We start from the raw sequence: 22,265 nt of genomic DNA on the forward strand, positions 1-22,265 counted from the left end.
TTTCACTCTATTTTTCACCCCAGTGCGAGCGACTTTATGATTGGACGCCTGAGTGGCCAGCTAATGGCAAAACACCCTCCCTGGATTATGATCGACGTTCATGGCGTAGGTTACGAGCTGGAAACCTCAATGAATACGCTAGTGGCCTTACCATCAGTCGGTGAAAACGTTGCGTTGTTCACTCACCTGACCATACGCGACGACGCGCACTTGCTGTATGGTTTTGGGCGCGAGCACGAACGCGCACTGTTTCGCGCACTGATTAAAGTTAACGGAGTGGGCCCCAAGCTAGCGTTGGCTATTTTATCGGGCATGGATGAAGATGCCTTTATGCGCTGCGTCCGCGACGACGACAGCAAAGCGCTAACGGCACTGCCGGGAGTGGGAAAGAAAACCGCGGAGCGGCTGATTATTGAAATGCGCGACCGCTTCCCGGATTGGAAAGATAAATGGGAAGACGGCAACGATGCCTTACTGCCACTTGAGGCTAGCAATGGCCGGGCGTCTTCACGCGATAGCCTTGCCGACGCCGAAGCCGCATTGGTTAGCTTGGGCTATAAGCTCACAGAAGCCTCGAAAATGCTGGCAGACATTGATCCTAACCAGTCCACCGAAGCCCTCATCAAAGCCGCACTCACGCAGCGCATGAGCGGCTAGCGGGACGGCTTTAACGCACTTAACGGCGTATTTAAGAAGAGCACCTATGTTAGAACACGACCGGCTGATCGCCGCTGAACCCGAACAAGGGGAAGGGCGCATTGACTACGCCATTCGCCCTAAGCGGCTGGAAGACTATATCGGCCAGCCGCGTGTGCGTGAACAGCTGGAAATCTTTATCGGCGCCGCCCGGCTACGCGAAGAGAGCCTGGATCACACCCTGGTATTTGGCCCCCCAGGGTTAGGCAAAACGACGCTTGCGCATATTATTGCCACTGAGATGGGGGTCGGTATGAAGTCGACCTCCGGCCCGGTGCTCGAGCGCGCCGGCGACTTAGCCGCCATGCTGACCAACTTAGAGCCCGGCGACGTGTTGTTTATTGATGAAATCCATCGCTTATCCCCCGTGGTCGAAGAAGTGCTGTATCCAGCCATGGAAGATTTTCAGCTCGACATCATGATTGGTGAAGGGCCTGCGGCGCGCTCGATCAAGTTGGATCTTCCTCGCTTTACCCTGGTGGGCGCCACCACGCGCGCGGGGTTATTAACCTCGCCACTGCGTGATCGCTTTGGTATCGTGCAGCGGCTTGAGTTTTATAACCTGGAAGAATTGACAGAAATCGTCTCTCGTTCGGCGCGCTTGTTAGGCGTTGAAACCAGTCACGATGGCGCCATTGAAGTCGCGCGGCGCTCACGGGGCACACCGCGAATTGCCAATCGTTTGCTGCGCCGGGTACGCGACTACGCTGAAATGAAAGGTGATGGGGTAGTCGATGTCGCTATCGCCGATGCTGCGCTCAATATGCTCAATGTGGACCATCACGGTTTGGATCATATGGACCGGCGACTGCTGCTCGCCATGATTGACAAATTTGATGGCGGCCCCGTGGGTATTGATTCCATCGCTGCGGCAATTAGTGAAGAGCGCGATACGATTGAGGATGTGATTGAGCCTTACCTTATTCAACAGGGCTTAATTATGCGTACCCCACGCGGGCGTGTGGTCACCCGCCAAGCCTGGTTACATTTCGACCGCGTGCCCCATGAGCAAGCCACCGATATGGAAGGAGAGCGTCGCCCGTGAGCCGTCGCATCAAAGAAGGCTACCGCCTACCGTTGCGGGTTTACATGGAAGATACTGACGCCGGTGGTATTGTCTACTACGTTAACTACTTGAAGTTTATGGAGCGTGCGCGCAGCGAATGGCTACGCCAGTTAGGCCTTAATCAGCAAACGCTGCTGGACGAAGGTACGCAGCTAGTGGTATACCGCTTGGCCTGTCACTATGCGAAACCGGCTTGCCTGGACGACGCGTTGGAAATTAGTGCTCACGTTAGCGCTGTTGGCCGCTGTCGGATGACATTTGAACAGCAGGTTTGGCGCGATGAGGAACTCCTCTGCTCAGCCACAGTCGAGATAGCCTGCTTAAGCACGGACCGTTTGCGACCCAAAGCATGGCCAGCATCGCTTAATGTTTTGACCCGGGCCTCTTAGCCAAGAGGTCACTCACTGTGTCGGCAATACCGACCCTAATAGATTGATGAGGGCACCTGTGAACGATAACACCATGTCCATTCCCCACCTGATAATGAATGCCAGCACCGTGGTGCAGCTGGTGATGTTGCTACTGTTGGTGGGGTCAATCCTCTCTTGGGTAGTGATTTTTCAGCGCAGTATTGCGCTGCGCCGCGCCAAGCAAGAGTACAACCAATTTGAGGAGGCTTTTTGGTCAGGTGTCGACTTAAACGAGCTGTACCGAGAAATTCCCGCCGATGATCCCCGTCACGGGGCCGAGCACATTTTTCAATCAGGCTTTCGTGAATTTAACCGCCTAATGCCCAAAACACGTGATGCGGGCACCATTTTAGAAGGCGTCCAGCGCAGTATGCGCGTGGCGTGGTCGCGGGAAGAAGACCGTTTGACGCAGCACCTCGTCTTTCTTGCCACCGTTGCGTCGGCCAGTCCGTATATCGGTCTATTTGGCACCGTTTGGGGCATTATGGGGTCTTTCCAAGCGCTGTCGCTCACCCAGCAAGCCACGCTAGCCACGGTCGCTCCCTGGATTGCCGAAGCGCTTATTGCCACTGCCATGGGTCTGTTTGCGGCGATTCCCGCAGTTATTTTCTATAACCGTTTGTCGAATGCTTCATCTCGTTTGCTGGGTAAATACGAAGACTTTGCCGAGGAGTTTCACGCTATCCTGCACCGCAATTTGCAAGGTCGTGACGGCAAACAGAGCGAGAGCTAAGGGAGACCGCCATGCAAGGACCATTCAATCGTAGTAGTCAAAGCAAGCCGATGGCGGAAATCAATGTGGTTCCTTTCATCGACATTATGCTGGTACTGCTGGTGGTCTTTATGATCACCGCGCCGATGCTGACGCAAGGCGTACAAGTTGATTTGCCGCAAGTCTCCTCTCAGCCCATTGATAGCCAGGAAGATAATGATCCGATTGTCATCTCGGTTGACAGCGAAGGGGAGTACTTTATCACCTTGGGTGAGGACTCTACTGCTGTCACGCTGGATGAAATGTCCCAGCGTGTGGTAACGATCCTAGAGCGCCGGCCGGGTACTCCAGTGATGGTGCGTGGCGACCGCAATGTCCCGTACGGGCAGATTGTGGTCTTGATGAGTACCCTACAAGGTGCCGGGGTAGCCAACGTAGGGCTGCTTTCTGAGCCGTCGCAAGATGGGGAAGGGTAAAGCGCACATGGCAGTAAAATCTTCTCGCGATCGCCAGGATGTTGGCTATAAATGGCCGACCATTTTGGCGATTGCCGTGCATGCGGCGATTGTCGTTTTTAGCCTGATTAGCCTCCCCAGCCGCACGGCAGAGCCGGATAGCTCCTCGATTGTTCAAGCGACATTGGTGAGCACCGAGACGTTCACCGACCAAGCTCAGCAGGCAACGGAACAACAAGCGGCGATGAACGCGCCCGCGGAAGCCCCAGCCGAGCCTGAGGCACCGGAAGAACCTGCAGCCAGTGAGGAGCCATCAGCCAGCGAACAGCAGGCCGCCGAGCAGCAAGCTGCAGATGAGGCAGCCCAGCAGGCAGCGGAAGCGCAGCAGGCCCTAGAAGAAGCTCGTGAAGCGGCTGAAGCAGAGGCCCAGCGCCGTGCGGAAGAAGCTGCAGAATTGGCCGAACAACAGGCGCAGGAAGCGGCTGAACGCGAGGCTGAAGCCGAAGCGGTCGCCGAGCAACTGCGAGAAGTGGAAGAGGCGCGCCGCCAGCAGGAAGCTGCCGAGCAGCAACAACGCGAAGAGGCAGAAGCACAACGCCAGCGCGAAGCCGAAGAGCAGCAGCGCCTAGAAGCGGAGGAAGCCGAACGTCAGCGTGAGGCCACCGAACAACAGCGCCGTGATGAGGAAGAGGCTGAACGCCAGCGGGAAGCCGAAGAACAAAGACTACGCGAGCAAGAGGAAACCCAGCGGGAGCGTGAGGCGGAAGCACAAAGACAACGCGAAGCTGAAGAACAGCAGCGTCGTGAAGCAGAAGCTCAGCGTCAAAGAGAGGCCGAAGAAGCCGCGGAAGCGGCCATGCAGCGCCAGCTGGCAGGTGAAGCAGAAGCAGCTGCTAATGCCCAGCAGGCTGAGCAAGTGGCCAATAGCTTTATCACAATTGTGCGCCGTGCTGTCGAGCAAGCCTGGGTGATTCCGCCTGGGGCAAGTGATTCGATGAGTGCTACGCTACAGGTACGGCTAGGGCCGTCAGGTGAAGTACTGGCAACGTCGATTGTGACCTCAAGCGGCGATGGTGCTTTTGATCGGTCTGTGATGCAGGCCGTTGAACATGCTGCACCGTTTGGTGAATTACGCGATTTGCCACTCGACCAGCAGCGTAATTTACGCCAGTTTAATCTGCGATTTACTCCGGGAGATGTTCGCTGATGCAAAGCTTGAGCAAAGTGTGGTTATTCTGTGCGCTGCTGCTAATCAGCAGTTTGGCGAGTGCTAATAATCTAACCATTGAAATTACCCGCGGCAGCGATCAAGCGCTGCCTATAGGGGTGGTGCCCTTCGCCGGTTCAAACGGCATGCCCGAGGATATCGCACAGATTGTTCAAGACGACCTTGAACGCAGTGGCTATTTTGATCCTTTGGCGCGTAGCGATATGTTTGAGCAGCCTAGCCAGTCTGAAGACGTTGAGTTTGGCACTTGGCGTTCCCTGGACGTGCGCTATCTAGTGGTGGGTAGAGCGGAACAAACCGAGGGCGGCTTTGAACTGCAGTTTGAGCTAATGGATATTAGTGGTCAGCGTCGCATGGTCGGTGAGACGGTTACCGTGCGCGGCAATGATCTGCGCGGTGCCGCTCACTATATTAGCGATCAAATTTTTGAAGAGATTACCGATATCCGCGGTGCGTTCTCAACCAAAATTGCCTACGTAACCGCTCAGGGGGTCGCTGATAATATGCAGTTTGGCCTCTACGTTGCCGATGCGGACGGTCGCCGCAGCGAACAGGTATTGACCTCTGATCAACCCATCATGTCCCCAGCATGGTCACCCGATGGTGGCAAGCTCGCCTATGTGTCCTTTGAATCTGGCCGTCCGGCTATCTACATACAAAATGTAGCAACGGGGCAGCGTGTTCAAGCCACCTCGTTCGAGGGTATCAACGGCGCACCGACATGGTCGCCAGATGGTCGGCGCATCGCTATGTCGCTTTCCAAAGATGGTCAGCCTGAAATCTATATTATGGATATTGGCAGCCGTTCATTAGAGCGTATTACCAATAACAACAGCATTGATACCGAACCCGCTTGGGCGCCCGATGGCCAACGTTTGCTGTTTACCTCTGACCGCAGTGGTGGTCCGCAGCTTTACCAGTATTCCCTAAACGGGGGCGAGGCCGAGCGACTGACATTTACCGGTAATTATAATGCCCGTGGCCGCTATTCACCCGATGGTGAGCAGGTATTCCTAATCCATCGCTCTAGCCGTGGCTACCAGGTGGCAAGGCAAGATTTAAGCGGTGACCGCTTGGTGATTTTAAGTGAAACAACAAGAGATGAATCACCTAGTGTTGCGCCGAACGGGACCATGGTAATCTTCGCTACCCAACAGGGTGGAAATGGGGTGCTAAGTGCTGTTTCTGCCGATGGTCGCTCCTCGTTTAGGCTGCCGTCAGCACAGGGCGATGTCCGTGATCCAGCGTGGTCCCCCTTCTTAAACTAATCAACATCATTGATTAACATTGAAATTTTAGTTTTTCAGGCAAGGAGTCTGATTATGCAACTTAAACCGTTGGCTCGCTCGTTAGTGGCAGTGCTATCAATCGTGGTAATCGCTGGCTGTTCCAGCACCGGCGGAACTCAGGACGGTGATTCGTACGGCAGCCAGGATGGCAGCACGACCGGTTCCAGCACCGCAGGCACGGGTACCGGTAGCCAATATGGTTCTTCTACTGGTTCAGGCTCAGGTTCAGGTTCAAGCCAGCAAGCCGATTCACGCATACCCGAAGTTCGCACTATCTATTTTGACTATGATCGCGACACGATTAAAAACGAGTATGAGTCTGTGGTAATGGCTCATGCCCGCTATTTGCGTGCCAACCCGAATGCACAAGTGGTTCTCCACGGACATACCGATGAACGGGGTACCCGTGAATACAATATGGCGTTGGGTGAGCGTCGCGCCGATGCGGTAGCGCGTTTTCTGAATATCCAAGGTGTTTCTTCTTCGCAAATGAGCGTGGTTAGCTACGGTGAAGAGCGTCCGGCTGTTAATGGTCAGGACGAAAGCGCTTACGCTCAGAACCGTCGTGTTGTGTTTAACTATTAAGCATTTAACGATTGATGAATGCGGCGTGCGGCTAACGCTGCACGCCGTTTTGCATCGATGGAGCCATCATGAATCACAGTCTCAAGCGTTACGTTGAGAGGCTGTGCGGTGCGGGAGCCTTAGTGCTCCCGCTGTCCGTATTGCCTCTATCAGCCGCGGCTCAACAGCCGTTCGTACAAGACCTTTCCGACAATTCTTCCAGTGGTAGCAGCTTCTATCAGCAGACGCAGCGAGAGGAAGCAACCAGTGGAAATTTAGTACTGTTTAATCAAGTCCAAGAACATCAGCAGGAAATCCAGCAGTTGCGCGGCCAGATTGAAGAGTTGCGCCACCAGTTGGAACAGCTGCGCCGCCAATCGCAGCAGCAATACCTTGATATTGAAGATCGGTTAATGAGCAGTGGCCCAAATCAGATCGAGCAGTCGACACCAGCGGTTGAGCCTGAAGCCGCCGAGGAAGTAGTTAACGCACCCTCCAGTCGCAATGTCAGCGAAGAGGCCCAAGCTGATTATCAAGCAGCCTTTGCCCACGTTCAGGCACGGCGTTTTGAGGATGCCATTGCAGCTTTTGAGGCGTTTGTTAGCGACTACCCGGATACCAGCTTAACGGCCAATGGCCATTATTGGCTAGGCGAGCTGTACTCTGCAGAAGACGAGCTGGAGGCCGCAGATCAAGCATTCAGTCGTGTTATTGAAGAATATAGTAGTAGCAGTAAAGTACCCGATGCGATTTATAAACTAGGCTTGGTAAAAGCGCGTCAAGGTGAAGCGGAGCGCAGCCGAGAGTTGCTAGAGCAAGTGCGCGACGACTATCCGCAAAGCAGTGCTGCAGGGCTTGCCAATGACTTTTTACGCCAATCAGCGGGTTAAATTTTGTTTCAAGGACTTAGCATGAACTGCAAGATCGACTATCAACCAGCGCCCAACCTATTGGCAAATCGCGTCGTGTTGGTAACCGGCGCAGGAGACGGTATTGGCCGTGCAGCAGCGTTGAGCTATGCCAAGCACGGCGCCACGGTGATTCTCTTGGGGCGCACCATTGCTAAGCTAGAACGCGTCTACGATGAAATCGAAGCGGCGGGCGGACCACAGCCAGCCATTTTTCCGCTGAACTTTGAAGGCGCTACGCTCAAAGATTTTCACGACATGGCGGAAACACTGGATAAAGAGTTCGGGCGTCTAGACGGTTTGCTACATAATGCGGGCTTGCTTGGGCGTATCACACCCTTTGACCAGTACAATCCCGAGCTTTGGCAACAGGTAATGCAGGTTAATATCAACGGCCCGATTTGGATGACTCAGGCATTGCTGCCGTTGCTGCAACAATCTGAAGACGCCTCGGTGATCTTTACATCTTCCAGCGTTGGCCGCAAAGGTCGTGCCTATTGGGGCGCTTACTCGGTGTCTAAGTTTGCCACCGAAGGCTTTGTCGACGTGTTAGCCGATGAGCTAGCGAACCAGTCCAATATTCGTGTCAATTCGCTCAATCCGGGCGCAACGCGTACCCAAATGCGCCGTAGCGCCTTTCCCGGTGAAGACCCCTTCACTTTGCGCACCCCGGAAGACATTATGCCTACCTATTTATGGTTAATGGGCCCGGACAGTTCCGGCACCAGCGGCGAAAAGCTAGACGCTCAACCGCCGCGGGTATAAGCACGGTGCCCATTTTGTCGGTGTTCTAGGTTGATGTTCTAGCGCTTAAACTCACCCAGAGCATCGACAAGTGCGGCACACTCTGCAAACCATAGATCAGCAGGCCACTGCTGGTAGTCATCCTCTTCGCTAATATAGCCATAACCCACCGCCACGGCGGTCATGCCTGCGGCTACCGCCGCTTCGATATCCCGCGCATGATCACCGATATACCAGCACTGATTGGGCTTGACGCCTAGGCGCCGAGCCGCTTCCCAAAGCGGCTCGGGCGCGGGCTTTTTAACGCTTAGATCATCGGCACATAGCAGGGCACCGGGCTGCAGCGCCAATGCGTCTAAAAGCGGTAGCGTATAGCGGCGCGGTTTATTAGTCACAATCCCCCAGGGCCGCTGATCGCGATGCCACTCTTTGAGCCACACATCAAGTGGCGAGAAAACCCGGCTATGAACAGCGACGGCCTTCTCATAGGCATCGAGCAGGAACTGACGTGCATCCGCATGCCCATCGGAGGTGGTTTCTATCCCCAGCGCCAGCGTGACCAGCGCATTGCCGCCATTAGAGACCTGACGACGAATTACCTCAAAGGGCAATGGGGCTAAGCCGTGGTGAATGCGTAGCGCATTGGTGGCTTGGGCCAAGTCTGGAGCGGTATCAACCAGCGTGCCATCCAGATCAAAGAGTATCGCTTGAGGCGCTTGCATCAGCATCTAATCGCTCACTTTGCGGCAATACATCATATAGTTGACCGAAACATCATGGCTAACCAACCGGTAGCGGCGGGTTAGCGGGTTATAGGTAAGCCCTGTTTGTTCGCGCACTTCTAAGCCACTGTCGCGAGACCAGGCGGCCATTTCTGATGGGCGAATAAATTTCGCATAGTGATGCGTGCCCCGAGGTAACAGTTTAAGCACGTACTCAGCGCCTAAAATGGCGAAAGCGTAGGCCTTTGCGGTGCGATTCAGGGTAGAGAAAAACACATGACCACCCGGTCGTACCAACTGGCTACAGGCACGAATGACCGATGCGGGGTCAGGCACGTGTTCAAGCATTTCCATGCAGGTCACCACATCATAAAAACCCGGCTGTTGAGCCGCCAACGCTTCGACGCTGATATGTTGATAATCAACGCTAACGTCGCGTTCTTCCGCGTGTAGTCGAGCAACCGCTAATGGCGCTTCGCCTAGATCAATGCCGGTGACCTTAGTTCCACGATGGGCCATCGACTCGCTCAAAATGCCGCCGCCACAGCCGACGTCGAGCACTTTTTTACCTGCCAGGCCCGCGCGGGCATCAATAAAATCCAAACGCAGGGGATTAATCTCATGCAGCGGTTTAAATTCACCCTGGGGGTCCCACCAGCGGCTAGCAAGCGCTTCAAATTTGGCGACTTCCGCGGCATCAACGTTGCCTTGATAGTGTTTAGCAGTGCTATCCTGTGGTGTTGCTTGCATATTATGGCTCCAGTTGTCATTGGGCATTGAGCGGAATGTGTCCGGGTAACCCTCGCCATTATCCATTAGCGAGGTGGTATCCACTCACGCCTTCAGTATTATGGACATTCTAACCACTCCTGTGTCGGAACGCATGACCTGTATCGGAACGCATAAAAAGGACCTTTCTATGATTCGTAAAGCCGTATTACCTGTCGCCGGGTTTGGCACCCGCTGCTTGCCGGCATCGAAGGCTATTCCCAAGGAGATGATTACGATCGTCGATAGACCGGTCATTCAATATGTCGTTGAAGAGGCGATTGCCGCTGGTATTCGTGAAATCGTTCTGGTCACCAGTAGCAACAAAAATGCTATCGAAAACCACTTTGACACCCACGCAGAATTAGAGGCAAGCCTTGAAGCTAAAGGCAAGCATGAGCTGTTAGCAATGATACGCGACCTGGTGCCCGATAACGTTAGCATCATCAGTATTCGCCAGGGTGTACCGTTAGGGCTAGGTCATGCCGTTTTGTGTGCGCGCCCCATCATTGGTGACGATGAACCTTTTGCCGTGCTGTTGCCCGATGTTTTGGTAGATAATAGCGCCAATCAGGCAACCGACTTAGCGGGTATGTTGGCCGCGTACGATCAGCAGCAAACGGCACAGCTAATGGTCGAAGAGGTTGACTGGGAGCAGGTGGAAAAGTACGGCATTGTGGCACCGTCTGGCGAAGCCCCGGCGGCGAACGAATCGGCAGATCTAGACGGCATGGTAGAAAAACCTGAGCGCGGGGAAGCGCCCTCTAACCTAGCGGTGATTGGGCGTTATGCGCTACCGAACCATATTTTTTCCATTTTGGAAACAACACCACCCGGTGCTGGTGGCGAAATCCAGCTAACCGATGCGCTGGAAACGCTGCGCCAACAGTCGGGCGTTCAGGCCTATCGCATGCAAGGCACGACCTACGATTGCGGCCAGCCGCTGGGTTATCTTGAAGCTACGCTTGCCTATGCCCGGCGACACCCCGAGTTTGGTGAGGGTTTCCAGGCTCTACTATCCCGTTACCATCAAGGAGAGTGAGCCATGCGGGTGTTACTTTACGGTAGCGAATTGAGCGCGGCGACGGCTGCGGCTGCGTTGGCTTGGGTAGGCCATCAAGTCCAGTGGCTACCCCACGAAGACACGCCCTGGTCGACCCTTGCCCAGGTCGATTGGTTACGTAGCGAGCCCCAACTGATGGCACATCTTGAACAGGGCTTGACGGAGGGTACGCTGCAGGTGATTGAAAAGCTTGCAGAGGCGGCGATACCCGAAGTGATCTGGCTGTCGCTATCGCCCGAGCAACGCCCTGCTGCCAGTGCATTGCTCGGAGACCCTTTGCTAGCTGACCAACACGGCATGGTACTGATCAATAATTCCACCTTTCCGGTGGGAGAAACCGAGCGCTTGCACGCCCTGGTGGGGGAGCAGCACACCAGTGTCGCGCTTCCGGATACCCTTGAAGAAGGCCGTGCCTGGGACTCATTTACACGCCCCACCAAGCGCTTGCTGGGTTGCGATGACGCGACCGGCGAGCGAGTGACTCGCGAACTGTTGCGTGCGTTTAATCGGCGCAGTGAGGTGTTTCAATGTATGCCGCGCCGGGCTGCGGAACTCACCAAGCTGGCGATTAACGGCATGCTCGCCACCCGTATCAGCTATATGAATGAAATTGCCGGTTTGGCTGATACCCTAGGGGTGGATGTTGAGCATGTCCGCCAAGGCATGGGTGCCGACTCGCGAATTGGGTACGAATACCTTTATCCAGGCTGTGGTTTTGGTGGGCCTAACTTCTCGCGGGATTTGATGCGCCTGGCTGATGTGCAACTGCAAAGCGGTCGTTACTCCGCGCTGCTTGAGCAGGTGATGGATATTAACGAGCAGAAAAAAGAGACACTGTTTCGCAAATTATGGTCGCACTTTGCTGGCCAGCTGGCAGGCAAAACGGTGGCTATTTGGGGAGCTGCGTTCAAACCCGGCACGGCGCGCATTGACCATGCCCCGGTATTGACGTTATTAGAGGCTCTTTGGGCACAGGGTGTTAAAGTGCAACTGCATGATCCGGCAGCTGTATCTGCGCTACGCGCCTTGGTAGGCGAGCGTGACGATCTTCAGACTTATTCTTATGACCCTTATCAAGCCTGTGAAGGGGCTGATGTATTGATGTTGGTCACCGAATGGAAAACCTATTGGAACCCTGACTGGCACCGGCTCAGCTCGCTATTAAACGCTAAACTCATATTAGACGGGCGCAATATTTACGATCCCGAGTTTGTTGCCAGTTGTGGATTAATCTACCGAGGTATAGGCCGCCGTGCCGACCCGAAGACTCATTAAGGAAATGTCATGCCAGACGCCACCGCATCCTCTCGCATTGTGCCCGATGTGGAACAAAGCTTGACGGCGCAACATTTGCGCCACCGAAAAGGACCGACGCTATGGCCACTTTGGCTCTGTTTGCTATTCATCATAGTGCTATTAGGCGTGGCGGCGGCGGGGCTATGGTACGAACGTGAACGGCTGTTAAATGAGATTCACCGGGTCAGCGGCGAAGTGTCAAACGTTCACGCGCGCCTAGACGCGGATGACAGTGACGTACAAGATACGATAACATTTGTACAAGCTCAGATGGCAACGCTGTTTCAAGAGCAAGAGCAGCTGTCAATGTCGTTGGCTGAAACCCGCGAAGAGCTGTATAGCTTGCTGACTATGAATGAAGACATGGCCTCGAGTGATTCGATTAATACGCTGTTGCAGCAGCTAACCCAACTGAGAGAACAGGCAGCTTCACGCGACAGTCAGCTGACGGCAATGCGTGAATCCCTTGATGCGCTGGAACAAGTGGGGATGTCTGGGCGTCAAAACTTGGTTGAAGAAGTCGCTCACTTGGAGCAGTTAACTGACCAGCGGCTTTCCGCCATGGAGAGTCAAATTGATACCGTTAGCCGCCGCTGGGAGGAAGAGCTGGCAGCGCAAAGAGAAGCGATGGATAGCCGTTTTAATGAACTGGAAACAGCCGTCGCCGAGGCACAAGCGCCCGCGGAACAAAAAGAAGCGCTAGCTACATTAGAGCAACAATGGACACAACGCCTTAATGCGATCGAGAGCGACGTGCGCCAAGTGCGACAAGCCCAACTGGCATTTAGTGCTCAGCTAGAAATGTTGCGTTAGATACGAGTAGGGTGATGAAGCCGCTGGTTTAGGTTAGGAAGGAAAGTATGTATGGAAAGACAATGGCGATGGACGTCAGCCACTGGCCGCACACTGTTTGCCGCGTTCCCTTTTTTATGTGTATCACATGGCGCATGGGCAGTTGATGCGACGATTGAAGGTGTAGCCGACGAAATCAGCAGCAATATTCAAGCGTATTTGCAGAATATAGACGCAGAACAATATACCGAGGTGCGCTTAGAGGGCGAAATCCGCCGACGTACCCGGGAAGCAATGCGTGTTTATGGCTATTACGAACCGGAAATCACCGTTGAACGTGCCTCCGGCGAGCGCGTGCGGCTTGAAATTGAGCAAGGGCCGCAAATTGAAATCGAAATTCTCTCTATCAACGTGGCGGGCGATGCCAGTAACGACCCACCTTTTCAAGCAGCGGTCGACGACTTTCCACTCAAAGAAGGCGATGCGTTACGCCATGCTCCCTGGGATCGCCTGCGCGGCCAATTGACTGGTTTAGCCATTGAACGTGGCTATTTCGACTGGGGATTTACTGACCGGCGAATGGAAGTCCGCCCTTATCTGCAAAGTGCGCGCCTCTACATGGATTTTGACAGCGGCCCCCGTTACAAATTTGGTCGGTCACTCATCGCAGGCAGTCATATCGAACTAGATCGTTTGCAGCGCATACAGCCGTTTGATAGCGGAGACCCCTATCTAGCGGAGTCATTGGCAGAATACAACCAACGACTTGCGGAAACCGGCTGGTTCAGCTCGGTATCCGTTCGCCCGCGTCTTGAAACGGCTCAGGAATTGACTATCGCCCCGACCGGTGGCGGTGCACCCTGGTGGACTGAAGCAACCGCTTCTCAGCCAGAGCGCCCGCGCATCTCCAGTGCCGCTTTAAGTAGTGCGCTTAGCATGAACAAGTCAAATGATAACCGGCTACCCATTGATGTTAGCGTTGAGCCAGCGGATCGCCATCAGTTTGAAGTGGGTATCGGTTACGCGACCGACGTAGGCCCGCGCCTGCGTTTTGGCTGGAAGCAGCCATGGATCAACCGCTATGGTCATAGCCTTAACCACGACCTGTATTTATCTGCTCCCGAGCAACGCTTTACGGGGGTGTATAACGTTCCACTTGATGATCCGCTTCGCGATAGCTACCGGCTTCAATATGGCGTGCGTAATCTCGACGATAGCGATACTCAATCTTTAGAGGGCAGTATCGAACTGGCTCGACGCTGGCAATTCGATAACGACTGGGTACAAACGGTCTATTTCCGCACGACCTACGAGGATTTTGAGCAGGGCGGGGAAGCCGATCAAGTGTGGATTTTCTATCCCGGCATTCAGTGGAGTCGCACACGCACGCGACCGCAACGTTTCCCTTTATGGGGAGACCGCCAGCAGCTGTCCTTGGAATACTCAGACAAAGTCTGGGGCTCTGATGCACAGTTTACGCGGTTAACCGCCGACACTGAATGGATTCGCACTATCGGCAATAACAACCGGTTTTTGGCGCGTATAGGCATCGGCGCCATTGAAACTGACGACTTTTCAAAACTTCCCCCATCGCTGCGTTTCTTTGCCGGTGGTGACAATAGCGTGCGTGGCTACTCCTACGAGAGCCTTTCCCCGCGCAATGAGGAAGGGCGGTTGCGGGGCGGGCAACAAATGCTCACCTCAACGCTTGAATATCAGCGGCGCCTTACCGGTGACTGGTGGGGCGCCACTTTTATCGATAATGGCGACGCATTTGATAACTGGGGCCCGAATGAGCTGAAAACAGGCGCTGGGGTTGGCGTACGATGGATATCGCCGGTTGGGCCTATTCGCTTAGACATCGCCCATCCCTTTGATGACGAAGAAGACTGGCGTTTGCACTTTTCCATCGGACCGGAATTTTAGGGGATAGATTTGTCATATACTGAAACATCTGGGTCTGAAAAGCGCCATGCACTGTCTCCCAAATATCGCGTTTGGCTATTGGTATGGAGTCTGATACGCCTCGTTGTCCTACTGCCGATCTGGTTGTTAGCGATTGTGACGCTAATCCTAGGGGTTGCGCTGTCGCCCTGGGGAACGGGAGTGTTGCTCTCGCAGGGCGAGCAACGCGACTTTTTTAGCTATACGCAGTATGAAGGTGCCTTGCTGGATCATTTTGAGCTTGAAGGTTTCCAGTTAGAAATGGGAGCCACCCGCATTGCGGTGGAAGCGTTTGAAATTGAATGGGCAGACGACTGCGTGCTGTCAGGAAGGTTATGCATCGACACCCTGCGTGTTGAGGGCGCTGATATTCGGCTAGGCGCGGCGAGTCAAACTCAGGAGCAAGCGCCTGCAGAGTCGAATGGTTCGCCGCTCTCGGTTCGTTTCCCATTCCCCATCGAGTTACGTTCGCTGTTGCTTGACGATGTGAGCCTGCGACTGGCCGATGGTACCCAGGTTAACTGGCATTCGTTACGCTCAGGAGCGGTGGCCGAAGGGCGAGAAGTACGTTTGTCAGCGACACATCTAGCTCAACCTCGCCTGTATTTACCGCCTTCGCCAGGCGTGCTGTTAACACAACATAGCAATACAAGGCTCAACGCCGAAGCGATTGATGCGGCTAGTGTCGTCATTAATCCGCCACAGGAAGCAACCGAGCAGGCGGATGAATCCTTTGCGGACACCCTCAGGTCACGAGACCGCCTTGAATTACCGGAGATCACGCTGCCGGTAGATGTTCAAATACCTGAATTCACCCTCGATGATTTTCGTCTTGAAGGGGCCGCTGAATACCGCGTTGAGCGCTTGCGGCTAAGCGTTTCAACTAACGACAACAACGTCGAGTTAACCGAGCTTTCCGTCGTCACCCCGGACGCTCAAGCTGAGCTAACGGCAAACGCAACCCTGAGTGGCAACTACCCATTAGAAGCCCGCTTAAGCGTCGAGCTTTTCTTACCGGAAATTCGTCCTGAACTTTTTCAGCAGCAAGGGAGCGAAACGCTAGTACTGGAGCTTGCGGGGACTTTAGATGCGCTTGAAGCGCAGCTGGATGCTTCCGGCCCGTTGAATATTTCGCTAAGTGGGCAAGTCGATGCGCTATCACCCACGCTGCCATTTCAATTGAGCGTAGAAAGCGATCAAGTCCGGTGGCCACTGCCAGCCCCAGAAGCCCATAATGAGGGCGAAGAGCAGGGCGATGAAGAAGCGACACAGTCTGATAGCAACGCCACGGAACCTTACATTGTCGATGACTTGGCGTTGCAACTATCCGGAAGTCTTAGCGATTACCGTGCCCAGCTAGCGTTGGCAGTGGAAGGCCCCAGCCTACCGCGTACCCAAGTCGATTTAAGCGGTGAGGGCGACCTTGAGCATTTCAGCTGGCAGCCTCTTACCCTCGCCGTCGGCGAAAGCGCACTACGCAGTGAAGGCAGCATTCACTGGTTAGCACCGTTACGCATTGATGCCAACGTCAAGTTGAATGAGTTTGATCCTGGACACTTTGTTGATCAACTCAACGGTAACTTAAATGGCGATATCGATTTTGCAGTGCGCCAGCAAGAGGATCAGTGGGCGGTCAGCGTGCCAAACGTTGCCATTGAGGGCGACTTACGCGATTACCCTCTTACCCTACAAGCGGCCTTTGACGCTAACAGCAATCTAGAGCTGGACATTGATAAGCTGGTATTTACCCAGGGCGATAATCGCTTAGCCGCTGCCGGTCAAGTCAGCGAGCAGGCCATGTCGTTGCAGGCGGATATCGCATTGCGCCAGCTACAAAGCCTCTCACAAGATTTGGCGGGCACCCTTGTCGGCACGTTAGAGGCGGGCGGTAGTTTGAATCAGCCACAACTGCGCGCCAATGTATCGGGTAATGGTTTGCGTTTCGCTGAAAATCGTATTGAGCAGCTTGAACTTGCCGCCGATGTCCAAGGCATTGACGACCCTGAACTCGATATTCAGCTGGTACTGGGAAATTTGAACGCTGGCGGTCAATCGCTTTCCGATGTGGAGGCTAGCTTGGTCGGCCGTCTTTCCCAACACCAGTTGAAACTTGACGTCCAAGGGGCCGACAATGCCGTGTTAAGCCGTGTGTTGCTTTCCCTGAATGGCCGTTTTGACCAGCAGGAGCAGCTATATCAAGCTCGCATAACACCGCTGGAAGTCGATTCTGACGCGGGAGATATTCGCCTTGAAGCGCCGCTGGACCTGCGCTACAACCTAACCAATGGTCAAGCGCGGCTGTCACCGTTCTGCTTGCGCCGTGAGCAGGGCGGGCTGATCTGTTCCGAAGAAACCATCAACGCCTCCGCTCAACAGGGCAATGCAGTGCTATCGGTACGCGAAGTGCCTATGGAAATGGTGGAACCTTTTCTGCCCGAACAGTGGCAGTTAACAGGCGATACTACGGCCGATCTCGATGCCAGTTGGCGTCAGGGCGGTGCTCAATGGCAAGCCAATATGCAGATTTTGAGTGAGCTTGCGATTACAGCGGTCAATGATTACGGCCAGTCGGTCCAGCTTCCCGAGATCAATCTGGACGCCCAGGTTGAAGCTAACCAGGCGCAGGCGGATGCCAGCGTAGCGCTGGCACTGGCCGAAGCGGGCGCATTGAGCTTAACGCTGTCGGTCAACGACCCACTCGGCGCAGGCGACCTAAGCGGTGAACTACGCGCTGATGAAGTTTCGTTGGCACCCTATCGCCCTATGCTGGTGGGTATGGACCGGTTGGAAGGCGACCTGTCAGGCAGTGTTCAAATTGCTGGCACTACCAGCCAACCTGATTTACAGGGTCAGCTGGGGTTGCGCCGTATTCGTGTCAATGGCCCGGATATTCCCGTTGATGTGCAAGACGGTGAGTTGGTATTCGCTTTTGACGGGGAAGAGGGCAGTATCAACGGTTTTCTCGCCGCCGAACGCGGCCGTTTAAATATAACCGGTGATGCCTACTGGCCAAGTGGCGAAGGGTGGCGCATTGGCGTTGATTTGAATGCTCTTCAAGAGCCTCTTCTGGTTGTACTACCGCAGTTTGGCCGTTTAGAAGCAGCGCCGGATATTCGCGTGCGTGTGACACCTGAAAGGCTGCAAGTCAGGGGGGATGTTAACGTGCCCTGGGCACGCCTTGAAATCGGTGATCTGCCATCATCTGCCATCGCACCCAGCGGCGATGAAGTCATTATTACCGAGCGCGATGACCGTCAGGCTGAACGCGAAGCGCAACAGGCGGCAGTCAATGCTGATGGGCCCAGTGCGGCCGACGAACTAGCTGCCTCCGGTATGGAACTGGATATATTAGTGACCTTAACGCTTGGACGGGATATGCAAATCGCCGCCTACGGGTTGGAGTCAGGCTTGGGGGGCACGTTAGAAATTCGTCAGACAGATGGGGCGCTACAGCTGTTTGGCGACGTCAACTTGGTCGAAGGCCGTTTTCAAGCGTTTGGCCAAGACCTTGTTATCCGTCGCGGCGAGCTGCTGTTTAGTGGCCCGCCGGGGCTGCCCACACTCGATTTCGAGGCGATACGTAACCCCGACGTCACCGAAGATGATGTTATTGCGGGACTACGTGTGACCGGCAGTGCTGAAGAGCCTAATGTGCGGGTATTCTCTGAACCGGCGATGAATGAATCGCGCGCCTTATCCTACCTACTACGCGGGCGTGCACCCGATGCCTCCGGCGGGGGCATTGATAGTGCCCTGACAACGGCGCTAATCGGCATGTCGCTGGGGCGCACAGGTGGGGCGGTAGGATCCATTGGCGAGGCGTTTGGTATTGACGATCTAACTCTGGACACCGCAGGCGCTGGCGACGAAAGCCAAGTCGCCGTTAGCGGCCAACTGACCGACGATATTCGGGTTAGTTATGGGGTGGGAATTTTTTCCCCCATTGCAGAACTAACATTACGTTATACGCTATGGCGTAACCTCTACCTTCAGGCAGTGTCGGGAACCAACCAAGCGGTAGATTTAATCTATTCGTTTACTATCTCAGGTGATCCTGAAATTTTCGAGCAGCAATAAGTGAGGGCGATATGTCGCTATTTAACAGTGCTAACCGCGTTTTACCGGGCCGTGAAACCCCTATCAGCACTAGCGAAGTACATGCGATCAACGGGCACTCTCTACACCCGCCTTTCCCAAGCGGTCACGAGGAAATCGTACTGGGTATGGGCTGTTTTTGGGGCGTTGAACGTCTGTTCTGGCAATTGCCCGGCGTTTACGTAACGGCGGCTGGTTATGCCGGTGGTGAAACCCCGAACCCCACTTATGAAGAGACGTGCACGGGACGTACCGGTCATACCGAAGTAGTGAGAGTCATCTATGACCCCCAGCAGGCCGACCTTGAAACTCTGCTGCAGGTGTTTTGGGAACAACACGACCCGACCCAGGGCAACCGCCAGGGTAACGATATTGGCTCGCAGTACCGGTCCGCTATTTTTACTACCAGTCAAGCTCAATATGAGACAGCGCAGCGCAGCGCAGAAGCGTTTCAACAGGCGTTGGATAAAGCCGGTAAGGGACGTATTACCACAGAGATTAAACCGCTGGATACGTTCTATTACGCCGAGGCCTATCATCAACAATACCTGGATAAAAACCCTAACGGCTACTGCGGGTTGAAAGGGACAGGCGTTACATGCCCCATCGGTTAAACAGCCAACCGGGCTTAAGCGCCAAACCACCCACAGGATGTCAATATGAAGCGTAATTCAAAGCGGCGGCCGCAACGCTTAGCGGTTTTTCAAAGCGGCGCCTTCACTGTCGCACTATTGCTCTCGCTAGGTGGCTCGGGCGCGTGGGCCGACGACTCGGCCGTGGCGATGCCTGAGTCGGTTGACGACACTAACTTTACCAGTGAGCGTGAAGCAGTGGTCTGGCGTCGCGAAGAGCTCAAAGATATTGAGAGCCTAGTCCGTCAGCTGCGCTTTGACCTGGTCAACAACCAAGACGCCGCAGCGGCTGCACCACGGCTTTCCGAGCTGAAGGAGCGTGCCAGTGCCAGCAACTTACTGCCTGCTTTTATCACCGGAACGCATGGCAGCGGCTCTGAAGCGCGGGCTGATATCTGGGAAGAGTGGGGTGATTTCGTCGCCGGATTTCGCGACCTTGAAGGCAAGGTGGACACCTTGATCAAGGCTACCGATCAAGCGGATTACCGAGCGGCAGCCCGGGCTCTTGCAGAGGTGGGGAGAAGTTGCAAAAGCTGTCATCGCGCCTACCGTTACGATTAGTGTCATGGCAAGCGCGATGAAGAAGCGACTTAATCGTCTTTTTGGAGACGATCAATGCGGTAAAGCGTTTCCACTTGGTCCAAGCCGGTAATGGTGCAATTAAGGTCTTTGACACGGCCGTCGCTTAACCCATAGACCCAGCCGTGTACGGAGATTTTCTGGCCCCGCTGCCAAGCGCGCTGCAAAATTTTAGTACGGCAAAGGCTATTTACCTGCGCTTTGACGTTGAGTTCGCACATACGGTCTATTTGCTCTTCCATAGGCAAATGGTCCAGCGAATCGCGGTGGTGGTTGTACTGTTCGCGCACCGAATGCAGCCAATAATCGACGACACCGCATTCGCCGCCGGTCATGGCTGCCTTAATACCTCCGCACCCATAGTGGCCTACAATCATGATATGACTGACTTTGAGAACATCCACCGCAAATTGAACCACCGAGAGCGCGTTCATATCGGTGTGGTGGAGTAAATTGGCCACATTGCGATGTACAAAAACCTCCCCAGGAGGAAGTGCAATAATCTGGTTAGCTGGCACACGGCTATCTGAACAGCCAATCCATAAATAATCGGGATTTTGTTGATTGGAGAGGCGCTTGAAGTAATCAGGATCCTCTTCGCACATGCGTTCAGCCCAGGCACGGTTGTTGTCCAATAACGTCGCAATGGGGTCGGACATAGAATCTCCAATCTTGTTAAGTCGGTGGCCGTCAAGCTGCGTATGTAGCGTTCGACAGCATAAAGTAGTCGCCAGTGGTTTTAACCCTCACTGACAGCCGGGTCAACTCGGGTTGGTCGATCAGGTGGCACGAATATTAACGCCCACAAATATTAACGCCAGGAGTCAATGATGGCAGACGTTTCTGAATACGAATATGACCTGATAGTGATTGGCGCAGGTTCAGGTGGCGTGCGTACCGCACGGATGGCTGCAGCAAACGGCGCGAAGGTAGCGATTGCCGAAGATCGCTACTTGGGTGGCACCTGTGTCAACGTGGGTTGCGTGCCCAAAAAACTCTATTCCTACGCGGCGCATTTTCGTGACAGTTTTAACCATGCGGGCGGCTTTGGCTGGCAGCTGCCTGGCACGGCCAGTTTTGATTGGGCAACGCTGCGTGACAATAAAATCAGCGAAATAAAACGCCTTAACGGTATTTATCAACGCATGCTAGAAGGCGCGGGCGTCACGTTATTTAACGCCCGCGCACGCTTGATTGATGGTCACACGGTGATGCTAAACGGTGAACATGGCGATATACCGCTCACCGCGCAGAAAATAGTATTGGCTACCGGTGGGTGGCCATGGGTGCCCGATTTCCCCGGTAGCGAATACGCGCTCGATTCAAATCAGATTTTTGATCTCGACACCTTCCCGAAACGGTTTTTGGTGCTGGGCGGTGGCTATATTGCGGTGGAGTTTTCGAGCATTTTTAACGGGTTAGGCAGCGAAACGCACCTTATCTATCGAGGCGAGCTGTTTTTAAAAGGCTTCGATCAGCAGGTGCGCGAGTTTACCTGTGCGGAAATGGAACGAAAGGGCGTCAATGTGCACTTCAACACCAACATTAAGCGCATTGAAGCCAGCCAAGACGCCTACAAGGTCTATCTTACCAATGGAGACGTACTTGAAGTTGATGTCGTCCTGGCTGCCACTGGGCGCAAAGCCAATATCAGTAGTTTGGGGCTCGATAGCCTGGGGCTAGGGCTGGACGAAAAGGGCAAAATTCCCGTTAACGAGCGCTTTGAAACAGCGCTGCCGTCGGTTCTTGCGTTAGGTGACTTGACCGCTGGACCCGAATTAACGCCGCTGGCGATAGCAGAGGCCATGCAACTGGTTGACTATCACTTCACCGATACAACGCCACAGCCGCTAGATTACACGACGATTCCCACGGCTGTTTTTTGTCACCCTAATATTGGCACTGTAGGCCTTTCTGAAGAGGCAGCACGGGAAAAGTTCACCCGTATTCGGGTGTATAGCACTGACTTTCGAGCCATGAAGCACACCCTTTCCGGTAGCCACGAGCGAACCTTGATGAAGCTGGTGGTGGACGATGAAACCGATGTCGTAGTGGGCGCCCATATGGTCGGTGAAGAGGCGGGAGAAATCATCCAGGGGATAGCAATTGCGGTGCGCGCAGGACTTACTAAACAAGATTTTGATCGCACTGTGGGTATTCACCCCACTGGTGCGGAGGAATTCGTGACGCTGCGAACGCCAACACGCTTTTAACTTCCGGTTTAAATCCGTGCTATCCCACCAAGCAACTTTATCTATCAAACCTTATGCATGTGTAGGACAAAGCGGTTTAGCGGGGCGCG

General features: G+C 54.3%; 21 protein-coding genes. 18 read left to right on the top strand and 3 right to left on the bottom strand.

Features of this window, described 5'->3' with window-relative positions:
* The first annotated feature begins 36 nt into the window (after positions 1-36).
* From ruvA to RZA33_RS03300, 10 genes are all read left to right on the top strand, one after another.
* A complete protein-coding gene (gene ruvA / locus RZA33_RS03255) occupies positions 37-657 on the top strand; it encodes a Holliday junction branch migration protein RuvA (protein ID WP_317506410.1) in 621 nt (206 codons plus the stop codon).
* A gap of 46 nt (positions 658-703) precedes the next feature.
* Positions 704-1,741, top strand: a complete 1,038-nt coding sequence (gene ruvB / locus RZA33_RS03260) for a Holliday junction branch migration DNA helicase RuvB (RefSeq protein ID WP_317506411.1) — start codon at positions 704-706, stop codon at positions 1,739-1,741.
* Positions 1,738-2,151 carry a tol-pal system-associated acyl-CoA thioesterase gene (ybgC, locus tag RZA33_RS03265; RefSeq protein WP_317506412.1) on the top strand — a complete coding sequence of 138 codons (414 nt, stop codon included), beginning with the start codon at positions 1,738-1,740 and terminating at the stop codon, positions 2,149-2,151. The genes ruvB and ybgC overlap by 4 nt, the downstream gene beginning before the upstream one ends.
* 58 nt (positions 2,152-2,209) lie before the next feature.
* Positions 2,210-2,905: a protein TolQ gene (tolQ, locus tag RZA33_RS03270; RefSeq protein WP_317506413.1), complete on the top strand. Its 696-nt coding sequence runs from the start codon at positions 2,210-2,212 to the stop codon at positions 2,903-2,905.
* 11 nt (positions 2,906-2,916) lie between these two features.
* Positions 2,917-3,360 (top strand): protein TolR, encoded by a 444-nt coding sequence (tolR, locus tag RZA33_RS03275; RefSeq protein WP_317506414.1) that lies wholly within the window; start codon positions 2,917-2,919, stop codon positions 3,358-3,360.
* A gap of 7 nt (positions 3,361-3,367) precedes the next feature.
* Complete coding sequence (gene tolA, locus RZA33_RS03280) at positions 3,368-4,546, top strand: cell envelope integrity protein TolA (RefSeq protein WP_416337837.1); 1,179 nt, start codon at positions 3,368-3,370, stop codon at positions 4,544-4,546.
* A complete protein-coding gene (gene tolB, locus RZA33_RS03285; RefSeq protein WP_317506416.1) occupies positions 4,546-5,835 on the top strand; it encodes a Tol-Pal system beta propeller repeat protein TolB in 1,290 nt (429 codons plus the stop codon). The genes tolA and tolB overlap by 1 nt, the downstream gene beginning before the upstream one ends.
* Before the next feature lie 54 nt (positions 5,836-5,889).
* Positions 5,890-6,441, top strand: coding sequence for a peptidoglycan-associated lipoprotein Pal (gene pal, locus RZA33_RS03290; protein ID WP_317506417.1), 552 nt, complete (start codon positions 5,890-5,892; stop codon positions 6,439-6,441).
* 68 nt (positions 6,442-6,509) lie between these two features.
* Positions 6,510-7,310, top strand: coding sequence for a tol-pal system protein YbgF (gene ybgF / locus RZA33_RS03295; protein ID WP_317506418.1), 801 nt, complete (start codon positions 6,510-6,512; stop codon positions 7,308-7,310).
* Between the two features lie 21 nt (positions 7,311-7,331).
* Positions 7,332-8,093, top strand: a complete 762-nt coding sequence (locus RZA33_RS03300) for a YciK family oxidoreductase (protein ID WP_317506419.1) — start codon at positions 7,332-7,334, stop codon at positions 8,091-8,093.
* A 38-nt stretch (positions 8,094-8,131) separates the two neighbouring features.
* Here the strand turns inward: RZA33_RS03300 and RZA33_RS03305 are convergent, their stop codons facing one another.
* Both RZA33_RS03305 and ubiG read right to left on the bottom strand, forming a co-directional pair.
* Positions 8,132-8,800: an HAD-IA family hydrolase gene (locus RZA33_RS03305; protein WP_317506420.1), complete on the bottom strand. Its 669-nt coding sequence runs from the start codon at positions 8,798-8,800 to the stop codon at positions 8,132-8,134.
* Positions 8,801-9,544, bottom strand: coding sequence for a bifunctional 2-polyprenyl-6-hydroxyphenol methylase/3-demethylubiquinol 3-O-methyltransferase UbiG (ubiG, locus tag RZA33_RS03310; RefSeq protein WP_317506421.1), 744 nt, complete (start codon positions 9,542-9,544; stop codon positions 8,801-8,803).
* A gap of 169 nt (positions 9,545-9,713) precedes the next feature.
* Here ubiG and galU point away from each other — a divergent pair, with 169 nt between their 5' ends.
* From galU to RZA33_RS03345, 7 genes are read left to right on the top strand one after another with little or no spacing between them, the layout of a single operon-like run.
* Positions 9,714-10,604, top strand: a complete 891-nt coding sequence (gene galU / locus RZA33_RS03315) for a UTP--glucose-1-phosphate uridylyltransferase GalU (protein ID WP_317506422.1) — start codon at positions 9,714-9,716, stop codon at positions 10,602-10,604.
* A 3-nt stretch (positions 10,605-10,607) separates the two neighbouring features.
* The gene (locus RZA33_RS03320) at positions 10,608-11,900 is read left to right on the top strand and encodes a nucleotide sugar dehydrogenase (protein WP_317506423.1); all 1,293 of its coding nucleotides are present in this window, start codon (positions 10,608-10,610) and stop codon (positions 11,898-11,900) included.
* 9 nt (positions 11,901-11,909) lie between these two features.
* Positions 11,910-12,734, top strand: coding sequence for a hypothetical protein (locus RZA33_RS03325; RefSeq protein WP_317506424.1), 825 nt, complete (start codon positions 11,910-11,912; stop codon positions 12,732-12,734).
* Between the two features lie 51 nt (positions 12,735-12,785).
* Positions 12,786-14,639, top strand: coding sequence for an autotransporter assembly complex family protein (locus tag RZA33_RS03330; RefSeq protein WP_317506425.1), 1,854 nt, complete (start codon positions 12,786-12,788; stop codon positions 14,637-14,639).
* 9 nt (positions 14,640-14,648) lie between these two features.
* Positions 14,649-18,734, top strand: a complete 4,086-nt coding sequence (locus tag RZA33_RS03335; protein WP_317506426.1) for a translocation/assembly module TamB domain-containing protein — start codon at positions 14,649-14,651, stop codon at positions 18,732-18,734.
* An 11-nt stretch (positions 18,735-18,745) separates the two neighbouring features.
* Entirely contained in the window at positions 18,746-19,366 is a 621-nt protein-coding gene (gene msrA, locus RZA33_RS03340) for a peptide-methionine (S)-S-oxide reductase MsrA (RefSeq protein WP_317506427.1), read from the top strand.
* Between the two features lie 45 nt (positions 19,367-19,411).
* Positions 19,412-19,945 (top strand): cytochrome c, encoded by a 534-nt coding sequence (locus tag RZA33_RS03345; RefSeq protein WP_317506428.1) that lies wholly within the window; start codon positions 19,412-19,414, stop codon positions 19,943-19,945.
* Positions 19,946-19,974: 29 nt separating this feature from the next.
* On the opposite strand, the gene can is transcribed toward RZA33_RS03345, so the two are convergent.
* The gene (can, locus tag RZA33_RS03350; RefSeq protein WP_317506429.1) at positions 19,975-20,622 is read right to left on the bottom strand and encodes a carbonate dehydratase; all 648 of its coding nucleotides are present in this window, start codon (positions 20,620-20,622) and stop codon (positions 19,975-19,977) included.
* Between the two features lie 171 nt (positions 20,623-20,793).
* On the opposite strand from can, the gene gorA reads away from it, so the two are divergent.
* Positions 20,794-22,176 carry a glutathione-disulfide reductase gene (gorA, locus tag RZA33_RS03355; protein WP_317506430.1) on the top strand — a complete coding sequence of 461 codons (1,383 nt, stop codon included), beginning with the start codon at positions 20,794-20,796 and terminating at the stop codon, positions 22,174-22,176.
* The last annotated feature ends 89 nt before the right edge of the window (positions 22,177-22,265 follow it).

The sequence above is a fragment of the Halovibrio sp. HP20-59 genome (assembly GCF_033052795.2).
In the GTDB taxonomy this organism is placed as follows: Bacteria; Pseudomonadota; Gammaproteobacteria; order Pseudomonadales; family Halomonadaceae; genus Vreelandella.

Coding starts and splice junctions, on each gene's coding strand:
- ruvA (WP_317506410.1), top strand. CDS start 37: ATGATTGGACGCCTGAGTGGCCAGCTAATGGCAAAACACCCTCCCTGG.
- ruvB (WP_317506411.1), top strand. CDS start 704: ATGTTAGAACACGACCGGCTGATCGCCGCTGAACCCGAACAAGGGGAA.
- tolR (WP_317506414.1), top strand. CDS start 2,917: ATGCAAGGACCATTCAATCGTAGTAGTCAAAGCAAGCCGATGGCGGAA.
- tolA (WP_416337837.1), top strand. CDS start 3,368: ATGGCAGTAAAATCTTCTCGCGATCGCCAGGATGTTGGCTATAAATGG.
- tolB (WP_317506416.1), top strand. CDS start 4,546: ATGCAAAGCTTGAGCAAAGTGTGGTTATTCTGTGCGCTGCTGCTAATC.
- pal (WP_317506417.1), top strand. CDS start 5,890: ATGCAACTTAAACCGTTGGCTCGCTCGTTAGTGGCAGTGCTATCAATC.
- ybgF (WP_317506418.1), top strand. CDS start 6,510: ATGAATCACAGTCTCAAGCGTTACGTTGAGAGGCTGTGCGGTGCGGGA.
- RZA33_RS03300 (WP_317506419.1), top strand. CDS start 7,332: ATGAACTGCAAGATCGACTATCAACCAGCGCCCAACCTATTGGCAAAT.
- RZA33_RS03305 (WP_317506420.1), bottom strand. CDS start 8,800: ATGCTGATGCAAGCGCCTCAAGCGATACTCTTTGATCTGGATGGCACG.
- ubiG (WP_317506421.1), bottom strand. CDS start 9,544: ATGCAAGCAACACCACAGGATAGCACTGCTAAACACTATCAAGGCAAC.
- galU (WP_317506422.1), top strand. CDS start 9,714: ATGATTCGTAAAGCCGTATTACCTGTCGCCGGGTTTGGCACCCGCTGC.
- RZA33_RS03320 (WP_317506423.1), top strand. CDS start 10,608: ATGCGGGTGTTACTTTACGGTAGCGAATTGAGCGCGGCGACGGCTGCG.
- RZA33_RS03325 (WP_317506424.1), top strand. CDS start 11,910: ATGCCAGACGCCACCGCATCCTCTCGCATTGTGCCCGATGTGGAACAA.
- RZA33_RS03330 (WP_317506425.1), top strand. CDS start 12,786: ATGGAAAGACAATGGCGATGGACGTCAGCCACTGGCCGCACACTGTTT.
- msrA (WP_317506427.1), top strand. CDS start 18,746: ATGTCGCTATTTAACAGTGCTAACCGCGTTTTACCGGGCCGTGAAACC.
- RZA33_RS03345 (WP_317506428.1), top strand. CDS start 19,412: ATGAAGCGTAATTCAAAGCGGCGGCCGCAACGCTTAGCGGTTTTTCAA.
- can (WP_317506429.1), bottom strand. CDS start 20,622: ATGTCCGACCCCATTGCGACGTTATTGGACAACAACCGTGCCTGGGCT.
- gorA (WP_317506430.1), top strand. CDS start 20,794: ATGGCAGACGTTTCTGAATACGAATATGACCTGATAGTGATTGGCGCA.